This window comes from Pantoea sp. X-Soil-OKNW-713 (assembly GCF_059730685.1).
Map to the genome: position 1 here is coordinate 333,892 of NZ_AP035995.1, position 16,138 is coordinate 350,029.

Sequence of the window (16,138 nt, forward strand, 5' to 3'; positions counted from 1 at the left end):
CAGCTTAACGTGAACGCAGCAACCGCAGCGCATTGGCAGTCACCAGCGCGGTGGCACCGGAATCCGCCAGCACTGCCAGCCACAAGCCGGTAAAGCCGAGTAGCGTGGTGACGAGGAACAAGGCCTTCAGCCCCAGCGCCAGCGCGATATTCTGACGGATAATGCGGCGGGTACGGCGTGCCAGCGCCACGGTGCGCGGCAGAATCGCCAGCCGGTTTTGCGTCAGGGCCGCATCGGCTGCTTCCAGTGCCACATCGGTGCCGCTGCCCATCGCAATCCCTATGGTAGCGGCTTTCATCGCCGGGGCATCATTGATGCCATCGCCAATCATTGCCAGCGATTGTTGTGCATCCAGATCGCGTACCGCAGCAACCTTGTCAGCAGGCAGCAGGCCCGCGCGATAATCAATCCGCAGGTCTGCGGCGATGGCGGCGGCGGCACGCGGATTATCACCGGTCAGCATCAGGCTGCTGACACCGAGTTGTTGTAGCGCCGCTACGGCGCTCGCGGCCTCGCTTCGCAACTTATCCTGCAACGCCAGCACACCCAGCGGGCGGGCATCCTGCAACAGCACCACCACGGTTTTGCCTTCGGCTTCAAGCTGCGCGATGGTTTGCTGCTGATCCTCAAGCAGGTTTTTCACTTCGCGCGGCGCCAGCAATTGATAGCTGATGCCCGCAATCTGCGCTGCAATGCCGCTACCGGGCAACGTACGCTGATCGCGGGCCTCGGGCAGGGAAAGCTGGCGACGGCTGGCTTCCGCGACGATAGCCATTGCCAACGGGTGACTGGAGCCAAGTTCCACCGCTGCGCCTGACGTCAGCAAGGTTTCAGGTTGGGCGTCACCAAAGGGTACCACGTCGGTCACCTGTGGCTTACCCTCGGTCAGGGTGCCGGTTTTATCAAACGCCATGATGGTGACGCGGCTGAGTCTTTCCAGCGCGGCTCCCCCTTTAATCAGCGCTCCCTGACGTGCCGCAGCGGCCAGTCCAGAGGTAATGGCTGCCGGGGTAGAGATCACCAGTGCACAGGGGCACCCAATCAGCAGCAGCGTCAAACCTTTGTAAATCCATGGCAGCCAGTCAGCGCCACCCAACAGCGGCGGCAACGTCATCACCAGCACCGCCAGCAACATAATCGCCGGGGTGTAAAGGCGGCTAAAGCGATCGATAAAACGTTCGACCGGTGCGCGGTGGCTTTCTGCTTCCTCAATCAGTTGCAGGATACGATCAATAGCGCTGTGGCCGGGTTCCGAGATCACTTGTAGCGTTACCAGACGGTCGACGCTGGTGGCTCCGGCCATCACTGTCTCACCGGGTTGGCGTGCTACCGGCAACGATTCGCCGGTCAATGCGCTTTCATCAAAGCTGGCGGCGCTGGCAAGTAACTCGCCATCGGCAGGCAAACGGCCACCCGCAGCCACTTCAATGACATCACCGGGGCGTAAATCCGCCAGTGCGACTTGTTCACGTTGTGCACCACGCACGCGGGTAGCGGTATCCGGGCGCAGCGCCATCAGCGCGGTCACACCACGACGGGCGCGAGTGGCGGCATAGGCTTCCAGCCGTTCGCCCAGCAGGAACAGCAGCAAGACCATCGCGGCTTCGGCATGGGCGCCAATCATCAGCGCACCGCCAGCGGCGAGGGTCATCAGGGTTTCGATACTGAAAGGGGAACCACTACGCAGCAGACGCCATGCGCTGCGGGCCACCGGCAGCAGGCCGACTAAGGTGGTCACAACAAACAGGCGATCGCCCCAGACCGGAGCAGCCATGCTGAGGAGCCAACTGGCGAGCATCAATAGCGCCAGCAGCAGCAATCCGGCATTTTCCCGTAAACGGCCTGGTTGGGGTTGTGGGTCGGTGGAAGTCAGGCGGAAACCGGCGTTTTTTACCGCCTGTTCAATCGCCGGACGAATATCGTTTTCGGCATCGACCACCAATTTCTCGCTGGCGAAGATGACACGGGCGTTGCGCACCTGCGGCAGTTTTTGTACGGCGGTTTCGATTTTGCGGGCGCAGCTCGGGCAATCCATCCCGGCAATTTGCCAGCGGAATTGTTGGGTGTCAGGGCCGGACCTGTCGCTCTCTTCGTCGGCGTCACCACCGCCGGGACTGCCGTTATCGCAGCAGCTACAGTTGCTGTCCGGCGTGACCGGCTGTGCGGCGGAAATCTGTAACGTCACCGGACGTGCGCGGCTAATGCCACAAAGTGGCTGCGGTTTGCTATGGCTTTTACCACAACGACAGGCGTGGGAATGTTGATGCATGTAACCTCCGGATTCAGGGACGGACAAAGGTCCGTACCCTGATGCTACACTCTGGAGTGCACTCCAGAGTCAAGCGTTGGAGCTTACTTTTTCTTCAATTGAGCCACAAAGAACGCACGATCATAAAATGACCGGCAAAGTAGCAGGCGGCAACGATGGCGCTATCCGGGCTGTAACGACGACGATAGTGGGTGATAAACCAGACGATATTCGCCAGCAGCAGCAATGCGGCACCGACCATGAGTGAGAAGCTGTAATCCGTCGGGCGGAAGAAGTAATTTTCAGCGGCCATCCAGGTCATGACCAACGTCATGCCAATAAAGGTGCACACCGGCCAGCGCAACTCTTCCAGCTTGCTCCAGATGATGGCAATCAAGAGCACGCCGATAATCAGCAGCGTTAGTGGTACCGGCCAGAAGAAGCTGATCGTCATATGCGCGGCAAAGCTGATGGTGTAGAGCAGATGTGAGAGGAAGAAAGCCCCCAGCGCATACAGCATCTGCTGGCGAGGCAACAGCGTCAGCGCATCGCCAACCAGCGTGGCGACCAGGCCGGCAAGAATCAGGTAATCGGTGGGGTTAAAGGTGGGCGCTTGCCAGGCCCAGGCCACCAGCAGCAACAGGGTGACGGGTTTAAATAACCAACGTTGCCACTGCGGGCCGCGGTAAGTTGCATCGACATAGAGCCAACCGGAAAAAAGTACGGCAAGGAAAGACCAAAGCATGTTTTCTCCCTTTTCTGGACGTGATGTCCGCCAGTCTGATGAATTTTCCCAAAAACGCGATCCCAGTGTAAGTTACCGGCGGTGAATGTGACAATCGGGCAACTCTGGTTGTATGCTTGGGCCTCTTTACCTTTCCGACATTAACGCAAAGCACGAGAGAAAACATGAGCAAACCACCGCTACTCTTTTTTATCGTTCTGGCGATTATTGCTGTTTTGGCGACCCGTCAGTTTATCAAGCAACGCCGTGAAACGGCGGTGAACGATGCTTCCCCGATCCAAACCCTGAGTGTAGAAATCAAAACCAAACGTGAGTATCCGTCACCCAATCGCCGTTCGCGCCAGCGTGAAGTGATTGCCGGGGAAGATATGCGTTATGAAGCCTGGTTTCACCCGCTGAATGGCGCGGGCGATTTCAAGCTGGTCGTCAATGCCGGGGATTATCATCAGATGGATAAGGGGGTGAAGGGCGAGCTAAAAATGCAGGGCACCCGCTTTGTGAGTTTCACTCCCCTGTAGCGGCGCGATTTATCGCGCCGCTACGTAAGAAACATTATCCTTTCGGATAATGTTTTTTCTGCCACGCCAGCAGTTCAAATACGCCAAAGAAGAAAATCTTTAATTGTGTGGCGCGTCCCAGTTTGGGCGCTTCCTTCGGCTGTGTGGCGCGCAGCAAGACCAACTGCAAACCGTGCATGATGATCATAAAGAACAGCGCCACATGCACGAAATAGCGCAGCGGCGTTGGAAATGGCTGGACCAGATTTAACAGCAAAAAGGCCCAGACGCAGATCATTAATAAACGTCCCAGATTAAGCCACATCACACATCTCCTTGTTGGCGTTGATATAAACGATAAGCGACCTGGCCGGCAATTTTCTCACGATACAGATCCCAGCAGGCGGGAACCGGAGGGGCACCATGCTCCACCTCACTTTCGACATAAATCAGCGCTTCGGCTGCCAGCCAACCGTTTTGCTCCAGCAGCGTCAGCGTCTCCAGCAACAATCCCTTACGGAATGGCGGATCGACAAACACCACATCAAAGGGTTCACCCGGCTGACTCAGCCATTGTAGCGTATTGGTCTGTACCACTTTGCCATTGCTGGCGCGCAGCGTTTGCAGATTTTGCATCAATTGCTGTGCTACCGGACGCTCCAGCTCCAACAGGGTGGCAGAGCCGGCAAAACGCGACAGCGCTTCCAAACCGAGCGCACCGCTGCCAGCAAAGCAATCCAGGCAGCGTGCCTGCTGAATGTCCGGGGCTAGCCAGTTAAACAAGGTTTCGCGTACCCGGTCGGTGGTCGGGCGCAGGCCCGCGCTGTCGGGCACCGGCAATTTACGACCACGCCATTGACCGCCAATGATGCGGATCTGACCAGCAGCGCCGCTGCTGCGGGGGGATTTACTCATTTTGCTCACAACTCGTCATAATTTGTTGCGTAGTTTAACGGGCGTGGAAGGCAGAAGAAACGTAAAAAAGGGTGCTGTGGTGCGCTGGCTGGAAAGTGTTAGACTAGTGAGTTGGTATGGCGCGTGTAATTCACTGATTTTTACGCGGCTAAAGCCTTCAAATTGAATTTTTTATCCCCTGGGAACAGCGTGCTACCGGGAATAAGCCATCGAGGAGTGTGGTTACACAATGGCAAAAGAGAAAAAACGCGGCTTTTTTTCCTGGCTGGGCTTTGGCAAAGAAGAAGAGACGCAACAGCCTGCCGAAGAGCAGCAACAACCCGCTGAGGTGGCGCAGGAGCCAGCCGTTGAAGAGAGCGCGTTAGATCGCGCCGAAGCGCAGGCGGAAGAAACCGTTGCCGTCACCGAGCAGGTGGCCGAGCAGCAGGCTGAAGCGCCGGACGTTGTCGTCGCCGAAGAAGTCCTGCCAGAAACCCAGCAGCCACCTGAAGTTGAGCCGGTTGCCGAGGCCGAGCAGGACGAAGAAGACACCGCGCTGAGCGATGAAGAACTCGAAGCGCTGGCGCTGGCGGAAGAAGCGCCAGAAGCGGAGCTGGAAGTCGAGCCGGAAGTCGCGCAGGATACCGTCAGCGATCTGCCGCTGGCCGCTGCGCCATTGGTGGCGCAGGAGCAGGAACGTCCAACCAAAGAGGGCTTCTTTGCCCGTCTGAAACGTAGCCTGGTAAAAACGCGTGCCAATCTTGGTTCCGGGTTCATCAGCCTGTTCCGTGGCAAGAAAATCGATGACGATCTGTTTGAGGAACTGGAAGAGCAGCTGTTGATTGCTGACGTTGGTGTTGAAACCACGCGTCGCATCATCACCAATCTGACGCAGCAGGCAGACCGTAAACAATTACGGGATGCCGAAGCGCTGTATGGTTTGCTGAAAGCGGAAATGGCCGGAATTCTCGATAAAGTCGATGCTCCGCTGGATGTATCAGGCAAAACGCCGTTTGTCATCCTGATGGTTGGCGTCAACGGCGTGGGTAAAACCACCACCATCGGTAAGCTGGCGCGCCAGTATCAGGCCGAAGGCAAATCCGTGATGCTGGCGGCGGGCGATACCTTCCGTGCGGCTGCGGTTGAGCAGTTGCAGGTCTGGGGTCAGCGCAACAACATCCCGGTTATCGCCCAGCACACCGGTGCGGATTCCGCATCCGTGATCTTTGACGCCATTCAGGCGGCGAAAGCGCGTAATGTCGATGTGTTGATCGCCGATACCGCCGGACGTCTGCAAAACAAATCGCACCTGATGGAAGAGTTAAAGAAAATCACCCGCGTGATGAAGAAACTGGATGAAGATGCGCCGCATGAAGTGATGCTGACCATTGACGCCAGCACCGGGCAGAACGCCATCAGCCAGGCGAAACTGTTCCATGAAGCGGTGGGCCTGACTGGCATCACCCTGACAAAACTGGATGGCACTGCGAAAGGTGGTGTGATCTTCTCGGTTGCCGATCAGTTTGGCATTCCGATTCGCTATATCGGTGTCGGGGAAGGCATCGAGGATTTACGGCCGTTTAAGGCCGCAGACTTTATTGAGGCACTGTTTGCCCGAGAGGACTAATTGGGATGATTCGCTTTGAAGAGGTCAGTAAGGCATATCTGGGCGGACGTCAGGCGCTCCAGGGGGTGGATTTTCATCTGCGCCCCGGTGAAATGGCGTTTCTGACCGGCCACTCTGGCGCGGGGAAAAGTACCTTACTGAAGCTGATTTGTGGTATTGAGCGCCCGAGCGCCGGGAAAATCTGGTTCAGTGGGCACGACATCTCCCGGCTGCGGAATAGCGAAGTGCCTTTTTTGCGTCGTCAGATTGGCATGATCTTCCAGGATCACCATCTGCTGATGGACCGTTCGGTGTATGACAACGTGGCGATCCCGCTGATCATCTCGGGAGCCAGCGGTGAGGATATTCGTCGTCGCGTCTCTGCGGCACTGGATAAAGTGGGCCTGCTCGACAAAGCGAAAAGTTTCCCGATTCAGCTCTCTGGTGGTGAACAGCAGCGCGTCGGCATTGCGCGCGCGGTGGTGAATAAACCCGCCGTACTGCTGGCGGATGAACCAACCGGCAACCTTGATGAAGCGTTGTCGGAAGATATTCTGCGCCTGTTTGAAGAGTTCAACCGCGTTGGTGTGACGGTGCTGATGGCTACCCATGATATGGGCCTGATTGCCCGTCGTAACTATCGCATGATGACGCTTAATCAGGGACGCCTGCACGGAGGCCATGATGGTCAATAAACGCAATAAGCGCACACCGGCGCCGAAAGCGAAACAGCCTTCAAAAAGCAAAGCGCTGAAGGGTGGCTGGCAGGAGCAGTGGCGCTATGCGCTGCGCGGCACGGTGTCTGATATGTGGCGTCAGCCGTTGGCGACGTTGCTGACGGTAATGGTGATTGCCATCTCGCTGACGCTGCCGAGCGTCTGCTATATGGTGTGGAAAAACGTCAGCCAGGCGGCAACCCAGTGGTATCCGGCTCCGCAGCTGACGGTGTATCTCTCCAAAACGCTGGATGACAGCGCGGCGGAAAACGTCACCGCGCAGCTGAAGCAGTTGGACGGCGTGAAGAACGTAGACTATCTGACGCGGGAAGAGGCGCTGAACGAATTCCGCAACTGGTCCGGTTTTGGCGGCGCGATGGATATGCTGGAGCAGAATCCGTTGCCAGCTGTGGCGATTATCACGCCGAATCTGAATTTCCAGAGCGCCGATACACTGGCGAGCCTGCGTGATCGGGTGTCCAAAGTGCAGGGCGTCGATGAAGTGCGCATGGATGACAGTTGGTTTGCCCGTCTGGCGGCGTTGTCCGGGCTGGTAGGGCAAATTGCGGAGATCATTGGTCTGTTAATGGTTATCGCGGTATTCCTGGTGATTGGCAACAGCGTGCGTCTCAGCATCTTTGCGCGCCGCGATACCATTAACGTTCAGAAATTGCTGGGTGCGACTGACGGCTTTATCCTGCGCCCGTTCCTGTATGGCGGGGCGATGTTGGGTTTAAGTGGCGCGGTGTTATCGCTGATTTTGTCTGAAGTGCTGGTACTGCGTCTGCAATCGGTGGTCGCGCAGGTGGCGCAGGTATTCGGCACCAGCTTTGATCTGGAAGGATTTTCCTGGGATGAAGCGCTGCTGCTGTTGTTAATTGCTGCCATCATCGGCTGGATTGCTGCCTGGCTGGCAACGGTTCAACATTTACGCCGATTTACGCCCCAGTAAACGCCTGACACATTTTTTTGGTATAATAGTCCTCTGCTGCCGACAATCGGGCGCAGAGGATTTTTTCTCCGCTTCCCTTCCTGTCATCTGTGTGTAAAATATTCACTGTTACGATGGAACTTGTGGATAACTTTGATCTCTAAGTTCGGGTAGCACAGATTGCTTTCGGATTTCCCGCGACGTTGACTTAATGTATCGTCTGCTCATGGGAACGTGCAGCAATATTCCACTGAATTTGTGAGGGTTTGAATGACCAAAGAAATGCAAACTTTAGCTATTGCTCCTCTTGGTAACCTGGAATCGTATATTCGGGCTGCCAACGTCTGGCCGATGCTGTCGGCAGAAGAGGAAAAAGCGCTGGCTGAACGGCTGCATTACCAGGGCGATCTGGATGCGGCTAAGACGCTGATCCTGTCTCATCTGCGCTTTGTTGTTCATATCGCTCGTAACTATTCCGGTTACGGCTTGCCACAGGCAGACCTGATTCAGGAAGGGAACATCGGCCTGATGAAGGCGGTGCGTCGCTTCAATCCTGAAGTGGGTGTGCGTCTGGTGTCGTTTGCCGTGCACTGGATTAAAGCTGAGATTCACGAATACGTGCTGCGTAACTGGCGTATTGTGAAGGTCGCTACCACTAAAGCGCAGCGTAAGCTGTTCTTTAACCTGCGTAAAACCAAGCAGCGTCTGGGCTGGTTTAACCAGGACGAAGTCGAGATGGTAGCGCGCGAGCTGGGCGTGAGCAGCAAAGATGTGCGTGAAATGGAATCGCGCATGGCGGCACAGGATATGACTTTCGACATGTCGTCTGACGACGAAAACGGCGAAAGCAAAACCATGGCCCCGGTGCTGTATCTCCAGGATAAAACGTCTGACTTTGCTGATGGCATTGAAGAGGACAACTGGGATGCACACGCCGCCGATAAACTGACCGACGCGATGCAGGGCCTGGACGAGCGTAGTCAGCACATCATCCGTGCGCGCTGGCTGGATGAAGAGAACAAAACCACCTTGCAGGAACTGGCCGACCAATACGGCGTTTCCGCAGAGCGTGTACGCCAGCTGGAAAAGAACGCCATGAAGAAATTACGTATGGCGATTGAAGCCTGATAAAAGCACATAACCTGTAGCGGCGCGAGAAATCGCGCCGCTACGTTTTTATCGTGTCCAGCCATCACCCTGCGCGCGAAAGCCGCAAGCCTGCATAAACGCAGCACGAACGTCCTGTTCATCAGCGCCGTCATCGGCCACCCACCACTCAGCCAGCGCGCTGTTCTGCGCCAGCGTCTCCTCCAGCAAATATTTCCCCACGCCGCGACGACGCGTCACTTCCCGCACCTGAAGCTGGGTAATTTTTCCCTGCGCGCCCTGAATGGTCAGTTGCAGTGCCGCCAGCAGACGATCATTAAAGCGCGCGGCATACATCCGCTGCGTCTCGCTCAGCTGGGCTTCCAGCTGTGAAATATCGATTTCCGGCCAGACTTTGGTCAGGTCGATTCGATCCTGCGTCGTCAACGATGTTAAGCGCTGAATAGTGAGCTTCATTCCCCGTACCTGTACTAGTGCAAAGGGCATAGTGTAGCGAATTTAGACAGTCAGAGCGCTGTCACTTTTTTTTGATGAAAATAGGTCAAACAACAGCCTGTTTGCCAGGATGATAGTTGAACAGAGTGATGGTTGGTTAAATAGCCAGCATAATTAGCTGGCAAGTCGGCTAAAATACGGCCATAACAACCAGACGATTCTGCTGTTCAACCCAGCTATAACTGAATATGTCAGTTGATTTACAGAAGAAACTTCCTGTTTAATAACCTGAAAAATAAAGCCTTATTACCAATAAATGCCAGAAAAGTGCGCTAACTCATTATTCCAGAATCAGTTTTCCTCTTTCACTGGCAGAAAATAATCCAACTCACAACAGACACGACATAACAGATGGGGAAGTTCGCATGAAAATGAGTAAAGGACGCGCATTATTGGCGGGCTGCGTCGCGCTGGCGATGAGCCATGCGGCGCTGGCAAAAGACATCAAAATTGCCATCGTCGGCGCAGCAACCGGTCCGGTAGCCCAATACGGCGACATGCAATTTACCGGTGCGGCACAGGCCATTAAAGACATCAATGCCAAAGGCGGTGTCAACGGCGATAAACTGGTTGGCGTGGAATATGACGATGCCTGCGACCCGAAACAAGCGGTAGCGGTTGCCAACAAAGTTGTGAACGATGGCATCAAATACGTTATCGGTCACCTCTGCTCCTCTTCTACCCAGCCGGCGTCTGATATCTATAACGACGAAGGCGTGCTGATGATCACCCCGGCAGCCACCGCACCGGAACTGACCGCGCGTGGTTATGCTGACGTGATGCGCACCACCGGCCTCGACTCCGATCAGGGCCCGACGGCGGCAAACTACATCCTCGATACCATCAAACCAAAACGTATCGCTGTGGTGCATGACAAGCAGCAATACGGCCAGGGTCTGGCGGAGTCGGTGCAGAAAACCCTGAAAGCCAAAGGCGGCAACGTGGTGCTGTTCGAAGGTATCACCGCTGGCGATAAAGATTTCTCTACCCTGATTGCGCGTCTGAAGAAAGACAACGTCGACTTCGTTTACTACGGTGGTTACTACCCGGAGCTGGGTCAGATTCTGCGCCAGGCAAAAGCCGCGGGCCTGAACGCGGGCTTTATGGGACCGGAAGGGGTGGGCAACGCCTCACTGTCTAACATTGCCGGTGATGCATCTGAAGGTCTGTACGTGACCCTGCCGAAGCGTTATGACCAGCTGCCGGACAACAAAGCGATTGTTGACGCCATCAAAGCCAACACCGCACCGAACCGCAAAGATCCGACCGGTCCGTTCGTCTGGACCACCTATGCCGCGATTCAGTCGCTGGTGGCCGGTATCGAGCGCAGCAAGAGCGACGAGCCTGATGCGATTGCCAAGAACCTGAAAGAAGGCGCACCGGTTCCGACCGTGATGGGCAACCTGAGCTGGGACCAGAAAGGTGACCTGAAAGGCTTCGAATTCGGCATCTTCAAATGGCATAAAGACGGCTCATCAACCGCGATCAAGTAATCGTTGCATCCAGCACGATCGCAGGGGCGGCCTTCAGGCCGCCCTTAATCAAACCGGTTAATTTACCGCCAGTCGCGGTAACGATTTACCATCACGGACGTGTTTCTAAGGTACTTGTTATGTCCGAGCAGTTCCTCTATTTCCTCCAGCAGATGTTCAACGGAGTGACCCTGGGCAGCACCTACGCGCTGATCGCCATTGGGTACACGATGGTTTACGGCATTATCGGCATGATCAACTTCGCCCACGGCGAGGTGTACATGATCGGTAGCTATGTCTCCTTTATCGTCATCGCCGCGCTAATGATGATGGGCATCGACACCACCTGGCTGATGATTGCCGCCGGTTTTGTCATGGCGATCATTATCTCCAGCGCCTACGGCTGGAGTATCGAACGTGTGGCGTATAAGCCGGTGCGTTCCTCCAAGCGCCTGATCGCGCTGATCTCCGCCATCGGGATGTCGATCTTCCTGCAAAACTACGTCAGCCTGACGCAAGGTTCGCGCGATCTCGCGCTGCCGAGCTTGATCACCGGGCAATGGACCTTGGGTGAAAGCAACGGCTTTGCCGCCACGCTCTCCACCATGCAGTTGATGATTTGGGTTGTGACCTTTATCGCCATGTTGGCACTGACGGTATTTATCCGTTATTCACGTATGGGGCGCGCCTGCCGCGCCTGTGCAGAAGACCTGAAAATGGCCAGCCTGCTGGGTATCAATACCGATCGCGTGATTTCACTGACCTTTGTGATTGGTGCGGCGATGGCGGCAGTGGCTGGCGTACTGCTGGGGCAGTTCTACGGTTCCATCAACCCGTTTATCGGCTTTATGGCCGGGATGAAAGCCTTCACTGCCGCAGTACTGGGCGGGATCGGCAGCATTCCGGGGGCGATGATTGGTGGTCTGGTGCTGGGCATTGCCGAAGCATTGACCTCGGCCTATCTCTCTACCGAATATAAAGATGTGGTCTCCTTTGCGTTGCTGATTGTCGTGCTGCTGGTGATGCCAACCGGCATTCTTGGCCGTCCGGAGGTGGAAAAAGTATGAAGCGCCTCGGACTGGTTAATGCCGTTATCTCTACGGTGATGTTGCTGGTGCTTGCCACCTTCTTTATGGGTATGCGCCTTGATCTTGATGGCACCAAACTGGTGGTATCGAACGCCGGAACGGTGCGCTGGAACTGGATTTTTGTCGGTTGCGGCGTGGTATTCCTGTTCCAGTTGCTGCGTCCGTTATTCCACGGCAAATTCAAACGCAGCGGCAATGGCCTGGTGCTGCCGGGCTTTGATGGTTCAACGCCGAAGCAGAAGCTGGTGATGGTGTTGATGATCGTGGCTGCGGTGATCTGGCCGTTCCTGGTTTCGCGCGGTAGCGTGGATATCGCCACCCTGACGCTGATCTACGTGATGTTGGGCCTCGGCCTTAACGTGGTGGTGGGCTTGTCGGGCCTGCTGGTGCTGGGCTACGGCGGCTTCTATGCCATCGGTGCCTATACCTTCGCCTTGCTGAACCACTACTACGGTTTTGGCTTCTGGCAGAGCCTGCCGCTGGCGGGTCTGGTGGCCGGGGCGTTCGGCTTACTGCTCGGTTTCCCGGTGCTGCGTCTGCGTGGTGACTATCTGGCGATTGTCACCCTCGGCTTTGGCGAAATCGTCCGTATCCTGCTGCTGAACAACACCTCGATTACCGGCGGTCCAAACGGTATCGCGCAGATCCCGAAACCGACCCTCTTCGGCCTGGAGTTTGGTCGCAAGGTCAGCGAGGGCGGCTGGGGCACCTTCCACGAGGTGTTCGGCATGAAATATGATCCCAATGACCGCGTGATTTTCCTCTACCTGGTGGCGCTGCTGCTGGTAGTGCTGACGCTGATTATCATCAACCGCCTGCTGCGTATGCCGCTGGGCCGTGCCTGGGAAGCGCTGCGCGAAGATGAAATCGCCTGCCGTTCCCTTGGTCTTAGCCCGACGCGTATCAAGCTGACGGCGTTTACCATCAGCGCGGCCTTTGCCGGTTTTGCCGGTACGCTGTTTGCTGCGCGCCAGGGCTTTGTCAGCCCGGAATCCTTCACCTTTGTCGAGTCGGCGTTTGTGTTGGCGATTGTGGTGCTGGGGGGCATGGGCTCGCAGTTTGCGGTGATCCTCGCCGCCGTGTTGCTGGTGGTATCGCGTGAGCTGATGCGTGACCTCAACGAATACAGCATGCTGGTACTGGGTGGCTTAATGGTGCTGATGATGATTTGGCGACCGCAGGGGCTGCTGCCGATGAAGCGTCCGCAGCTGAAACTGAAACAGGGTAAAGCAGGAGAGCAGGCATGAGTCAGCCTTTATTAGCCGTAGAAGGCCTGATGATGCGTTTTGGTGGCCTGCTGGCAGTCAACAACGTGGCGCTGGAACTGCGTGAGCAGGAAATCGTTTCGTTGATTGGTCCAAACGGCGCGGGTAAAACCACGGTGTTCAACTGCCTGACCGGTTTCTACAAACCCACTGGCGGCAGCATCAAACTGCGCGATCAAAATCTGGCCGGCTTACCGGGGCAGAAAATTGCACGGATGGGCATTGTGCGTACCTTCCAGCATGTGCGCCTGTTTCGTGAGATGACGGTGATTGAAAACCTGCTGGTGGCGCAACATCAGCATCTGAAAAGCGGCGTATTCTCCGGGTTATTCAAAACACCGGCGTTCCGCAAAGGCGAAAGCGAAGCACTGGATCGCGCCGCCACCTGGCTGGAGCGTATCGGCCTGCTGGAGCTGGCGAACCGTCAGGCGGGTAACCTTGCTTATGGTCAGCAACGTCGTCTGGAGATCGCGCGCTGTATGGTCACGCGCCCGGAAATCCTGATGCTGGATGAACCGGCGGCCGGTCTGAACCCGAAAGAAACGCACGAACTGGACGAACTGATTGCCGAACTGCGCGGTACGCATAAGGTGTCGGTGTTGTTGATCGAACATGATATGAAGCTGGTGATGGGCATTTCTGACCGTATTTACGTGGTCAATCAGGGAACGCCGCTGGCCAACGGCACGCCGGAAGAGATTCGTAATAACCCGGACGTGATCCGTGCCTATTTAGGAGAGGCGTAATATGGCCAACCCAATGTTAACCATTGAAAACGTCAGCGCCCATTACGGTAAAATCCAGGCGCTGCATAACGTCAGCCTGTATATCAATCAGGGCGAAATTGTCACCCTGATTGGTGCCAACGGTGCAGGCAAAACTACGCTGCTCGGTACGCTGTGTGGCGAGCCGCGTGCAACCGCAGGCACCATTACGTTTGATGGCAAAACCATTACCGATTGGCAAACCGCACGCATCATGCGTGAGGCGATCGCCATTGTCCCGGAAGGGCGTCGGGTGTTTTCGCGCATGACGGTGGAAGAGAATCTGGCGATGGGGGGCTTCTTTGCCAGCCGTAGCCAGTATCAGGAGCGTATTGAGCGCGTCTATGATCTGTTCCCGCGTCTGGCGGAGCGTAAGGTGCAACGTGCCGGTACCATGTCCGGTGGTGAGCAGCAGATGCTGGCGATTGGCCGTGCGCTGATGAGCCAGCCGCGTCTGCTGTTGCTGGACGAGCCATCGCTCGGCCTGGCACCGATTATCATTCAGCAGATTTTCGACACCATCGAGCAACTGCGTAAAGAAGGGATGACCATCTTCCTTGTCGAGCAGAACGCCAACCAGGCGCTGAAACTGGCCGACCGTGGCTACGTGCTGGAGAACGGGCATGTGGTGCTGGAGGATACTGGCGAAGCGCTGTTGTCCAACGAGGCCGTAAGAAGCGCCTATTTAGGTGCCTGAGTGCCCTCACCCTAACCCTCTCCCGCGAGCGGGAGAGGGAATCGATCGAGCCAAACTTATATATTGCACGTCTCCTTCTCCCGCTTGCGGGAGAAGGTCGGGATGAGGGCAACAAGCTGCACTCAGCCTTGTCACATTCCCGTCATTAACCTGTTATTTTTCCGTCATTTTCCCGTGTCATGTTACTTCGCGAACAAAAAATGCGTGATTTCGCGCGTACCTACATGCACAGGAAAACATTATGTCCGCTTTTACGCTTCGTCCCCGCCTGATGAGTGCCCTGCTCGGTCTGATGCTCAGTGGTCATGCACTGGCTGCCACCGAAATTCCTTTCTGGCACTCTATGGAAGGCGAGTTAGGCAAAGAAGTTGATTCTCTGGCACAACGTTTTAACCAGGCTCACCCAGACTACAAAATCGTCCCGGTCTACAAAGGCAACTATGAACAAAGCCTGGCGGCGGGGATTGCCGCTGTGCGTACCGGTAAAGCACCGGCCATTTTGCAGGTGTATGAAGTGGGTACTGCCACCATGATGGCGTCCAAAGCCATTGTGCCGGTGCATCAGGTGTTCCAGGATGCCGGAATCGCCTTTGATGAAAAACAGTTCGTCCCCACTGTCGCAGGTTACTACAGCGATTCCAGCGGCCATTTAATCTCTCAGCCGTTCAACAGCTCCACCCCGGTGCTGTACTACAACAAAGACGCCTTCAAAAAAGCCGGTCTGAACCCGGATCAGCCACCAAAAACCTGGCAGGAACTGGCAAAAGACGCCGATGCGCTGCGTAAAGCGGGCCTGACCTGCGGTTACGCCAGCGGCTGGCAGGGCTGGATTCAGATTGAAAACTTCAGCGCCTGGCACGGCTTGCCGGTGGCGACCAAAAACAACGGTTTTGACGGCACAGACGCTGAGCTGGAGTTCAACAAGCCGGTGCAGGTTCGTCACATCCAGATGCTGGAAGACATGAACAAGAAGGGTGATTTCACCTACTTTGGCCGTAAAGATGAATCCACCGCGAAGTTCTACAACGGCGATTGCGGCATCACCACCGCGTCTTCCGGTTCACTGGCGGATATCAAACACTACGCCAAATTCAACTTTGGTGTCGGCATGATGCCGTATGACGCAACCGTGCCGAATGCACCGCAGAATGCCATCATCGGTGGTGCCAGCCTGTGGGTGATGAAGGGCAAAGATGCCAACACTTACAAAGGTGTGGCGGAGTTTATGCAGTTCCTGGCGCAACCGGCAATCGCCGCCGAGTGGCACCAGAAAACCGGTTATCTGCCAATCACCACCGCAGCTTATGAGCTGACCAAACAGCAGGGCTTCTACGACAAGAACCCGGGTGCCGATATCGCGACGCGCCAGATGCTGAACAAAGATCCGCTGCCGTTCACCAAAGGGATGCGTCTGGGCAATATGCCGCAGATTCGCACCATAGTGGACGAGGAGCTGGAAAGCGTGTGGACCGGCAAACAATCGCCGCAGGCAGCGCTGGATAACTCAGTTAAACGCGGAAACGAACTGCTGCGCCGTTTTGAGCAGCAGGTGAAGTAACCCGCCGTAACGGGGCAGGCCGCGTGTCTGCCCCGATCTTTTTGCCTGAACGAGT

At 56.0% G+C, this 16,138-nt stretch carries 16 protein-coding genes; 11 read left to right on the plus strand and 5 right to left on the minus strand.

What is annotated here, in order from left to right:
* Positions 1-4: 4 nt before the first annotated feature.
* A complete protein-coding gene (locus AC6I8R_RS01480; protein WP_497831831.1) occupies positions 5-2,269 on the minus strand; it encodes a zinc/cadmium/mercury/lead-transporting ATPase in 2,265 nt (754 codons plus the stop codon).
* A gap of 94 nt (positions 2,270-2,363) precedes the next feature.
* Positions 2,364-2,993, minus strand: coding sequence for a lysoplasmalogenase (locus AC6I8R_RS01485; RefSeq protein WP_208724587.1), 630 nt, complete (start codon positions 2,991-2,993; stop codon positions 2,364-2,366).
* A 164-nt stretch (positions 2,994-3,157) separates the two neighbouring features.
* On the opposite strand from AC6I8R_RS01485, the gene AC6I8R_RS01490 reads away from it, so the two are divergent.
* On the plus strand, positions 3,158-3,511 hold the full coding sequence (locus tag AC6I8R_RS01490) for a DUF2500 domain-containing protein (protein WP_021186278.1): 354 nt from the start codon (positions 3,158-3,160) through the stop codon (positions 3,509-3,511).
* A 34-nt stretch (positions 3,512-3,545) separates the two neighbouring features.
* Here AC6I8R_RS01490 and AC6I8R_RS01495 read toward each other — a convergent pair whose 3' ends face one another.
* Positions 3,546-3,815, minus strand: a complete 270-nt coding sequence (locus AC6I8R_RS01495; RefSeq protein ID WP_021184046.1) for a DUF1145 family protein — start codon at positions 3,813-3,815, stop codon at positions 3,546-3,548.
* On the minus strand, positions 3,815-4,405 hold the full coding sequence (gene rsmD / locus AC6I8R_RS01500) for a 16S rRNA (guanine(966)-N(2))-methyltransferase (RefSeq protein ID WP_415173312.1): 591 nt from the start codon (positions 4,403-4,405) through the stop codon (positions 3,815-3,817). Before rsmD ends, AC6I8R_RS01495 begins: the two co-directional genes overlap by 1 nt.
* A gap of 229 nt (positions 4,406-4,634) precedes the next feature.
* Between rsmD and ftsY the strand changes: the two genes are divergently transcribed.
* The 4 genes from ftsY (at position 4,635) to rpoH (ending at position 8,765) form a co-directional block, all read left to right on the plus strand.
* Positions 4,635-6,011 carry a signal recognition particle-docking protein FtsY gene (gene ftsY, locus AC6I8R_RS01505; RefSeq protein WP_497831832.1) on the plus strand — a complete coding sequence of 459 codons (1,377 nt, stop codon included), beginning with the start codon at positions 4,635-4,637 and terminating at the stop codon, positions 6,009-6,011.
* Positions 6,012-6,016: 5 nt separating this feature from the next.
* Positions 6,017-6,685 carry a cell division ATP-binding protein FtsE gene (ftsE, locus tag AC6I8R_RS01510; protein ID WP_013507452.1) on the plus strand — a complete coding sequence of 223 codons (669 nt, stop codon included), beginning with the start codon at positions 6,017-6,019 and terminating at the stop codon, positions 6,683-6,685.
* The gene (gene ftsX, locus AC6I8R_RS01515) at positions 6,675-7,658 is read left to right on the plus strand and encodes a permease-like cell division protein FtsX (RefSeq protein WP_497832734.1); all 984 of its coding nucleotides are present in this window, start codon (positions 6,675-6,677) and stop codon (positions 7,656-7,658) included. The genes ftsE and ftsX overlap by 11 nt, the downstream gene beginning before the upstream one ends.
* Before the next feature lie 249 nt (positions 7,659-7,907).
* The gene (rpoH, locus tag AC6I8R_RS01520) at positions 7,908-8,765 is read left to right on the plus strand and encodes an RNA polymerase sigma factor RpoH (RefSeq protein ID WP_021184050.1); all 858 of its coding nucleotides are present in this window, start codon (positions 7,908-7,910) and stop codon (positions 8,763-8,765) included.
* 48 nt (positions 8,766-8,813) lie between these two features.
* On the opposite strand, the gene panM is transcribed toward rpoH, so the two are convergent.
* The gene (panM, locus tag AC6I8R_RS01525) at positions 8,814-9,200 is read right to left on the minus strand and encodes an aspartate 1-decarboxylase autocleavage activator PanM (protein WP_021184051.1); all 387 of its coding nucleotides are present in this window, start codon (positions 9,198-9,200) and stop codon (positions 8,814-8,816) included.
* A gap of 404 nt (positions 9,201-9,604) precedes the next feature.
* Here panM and AC6I8R_RS01530 point away from each other — a divergent pair, with 404 nt between their 5' ends.
* From AC6I8R_RS01530 to ugpB, 6 genes are all read left to right on the plus strand, one after another.
* On the plus strand, positions 9,605-10,732 hold the full coding sequence (locus AC6I8R_RS01530; protein WP_021184052.1) for a branched-chain amino acid ABC transporter substrate-binding protein: 1,128 nt from the start codon (positions 9,605-9,607) through the stop codon (positions 10,730-10,732).
* 119 nt (positions 10,733-10,851) lie between these two features.
* Positions 10,852-11,778 carry a high-affinity branched-chain amino acid ABC transporter permease LivH gene (livH, locus tag AC6I8R_RS01535; RefSeq protein ID WP_013507457.1) on the plus strand — a complete coding sequence of 309 codons (927 nt, stop codon included), beginning with the start codon at positions 10,852-10,854 and terminating at the stop codon, positions 11,776-11,778.
* Entirely contained in the window at positions 11,775-13,046 is a 1,272-nt protein-coding gene (locus AC6I8R_RS01540) for a high-affinity branched-chain amino acid ABC transporter permease LivM (RefSeq protein ID WP_021184053.1), read from the plus strand. Before livH ends, AC6I8R_RS01540 begins: the two co-directional genes overlap by 4 nt.
* The gene (livG, locus tag AC6I8R_RS01545; RefSeq protein WP_013507459.1) at positions 13,043-13,810 is read left to right on the plus strand and encodes a high-affinity branched-chain amino acid ABC transporter ATP-binding protein LivG; all 768 of its coding nucleotides are present in this window, start codon (positions 13,043-13,045) and stop codon (positions 13,808-13,810) included. The genes AC6I8R_RS01540 and livG overlap by 4 nt, the downstream gene beginning before the upstream one ends.
* Before the next feature lies 1 nt (position 13,811).
* Positions 13,812-14,525 carry a high-affinity branched-chain amino acid ABC transporter ATP-binding protein LivF gene (livF, locus tag AC6I8R_RS01550; RefSeq protein WP_021184054.1) on the plus strand — a complete coding sequence of 238 codons (714 nt, stop codon included), beginning with the start codon at positions 13,812-13,814 and terminating at the stop codon, positions 14,523-14,525.
* Between the two features lie 241 nt (positions 14,526-14,766).
* A complete protein-coding gene (ugpB, locus tag AC6I8R_RS01555; protein ID WP_021184055.1) occupies positions 14,767-16,083 on the plus strand; it encodes a sn-glycerol-3-phosphate ABC transporter substrate-binding protein UgpB in 1,317 nt (438 codons plus the stop codon).
* Positions 16,084-16,138: the final 55 nt, after the last annotated feature.

Bases quoted from the DNA above. Each gene is read 5' to 3' on its own strand.
- AC6I8R_RS01480 (WP_497831831.1), bottom strand. From the start codon at position 2,269: ATGCATCAACATTCCCACGCCTGTCGTTGTGGTAAAAGCCATAGCAAA.
- AC6I8R_RS01485 (WP_208724587.1), bottom strand. From the start codon at position 2,993: ATGCTTTGGTCTTTCCTTGCCGTACTTTTTTCCGGTTGGCTCTATGTC.
- AC6I8R_RS01490 (WP_021186278.1), top strand. From the start codon at position 3,158: ATGAGCAAACCACCGCTACTCTTTTTTATCGTTCTGGCGATTATTGCT.
- AC6I8R_RS01495 (WP_021184046.1), bottom strand. From the start codon at position 3,815: ATGTGGCTTAATCTGGGACGTTTATTAATGATCTGCGTCTGGGCCTTT.
- rsmD (WP_415173312.1), bottom strand. From the start codon at position 4,405: ATGAGTAAATCCCCCCGCAGCAGCGGCGCTGCTGGTCAGATCCGCATC.
- ftsY (WP_497831832.1), top strand. From the start codon at position 4,635: ATGGCAAAAGAGAAAAAACGCGGCTTTTTTTCCTGGCTGGGCTTTGGC.
- ftsE (WP_013507452.1), top strand. From the start codon at position 6,017: ATGATTCGCTTTGAAGAGGTCAGTAAGGCATATCTGGGCGGACGTCAG.
- ftsX (WP_497832734.1), top strand. From the start codon at position 6,675: ATGGTCAATAAACGCAATAAGCGCACACCGGCGCCGAAAGCGAAACAG.
- rpoH (WP_021184050.1), top strand. From the start codon at position 7,908: ATGACCAAAGAAATGCAAACTTTAGCTATTGCTCCTCTTGGTAACCTG.
- panM (WP_021184051.1), bottom strand. From the start codon at position 9,200: ATGAAGCTCACTATTCAGCGCTTAACATCGTTGACGACGCAGGATCGA.
- AC6I8R_RS01530 (WP_021184052.1), top strand. From the start codon at position 9,605: ATGAAAATGAGTAAAGGACGCGCATTATTGGCGGGCTGCGTCGCGCTG.
- livH (WP_013507457.1), top strand. From the start codon at position 10,852: ATGTCCGAGCAGTTCCTCTATTTCCTCCAGCAGATGTTCAACGGAGTG.
- AC6I8R_RS01540 (WP_021184053.1), top strand. From the start codon at position 11,775: ATGAAGCGCCTCGGACTGGTTAATGCCGTTATCTCTACGGTGATGTTG.
- livG (WP_013507459.1), top strand. From the start codon at position 13,043: ATGAGTCAGCCTTTATTAGCCGTAGAAGGCCTGATGATGCGTTTTGGT.
- livF (WP_021184054.1), top strand. From the start codon at position 13,812: ATGGCCAACCCAATGTTAACCATTGAAAACGTCAGCGCCCATTACGGT.
- ugpB (WP_021184055.1), top strand. From the start codon at position 14,767: ATGTCCGCTTTTACGCTTCGTCCCCGCCTGATGAGTGCCCTGCTCGGT.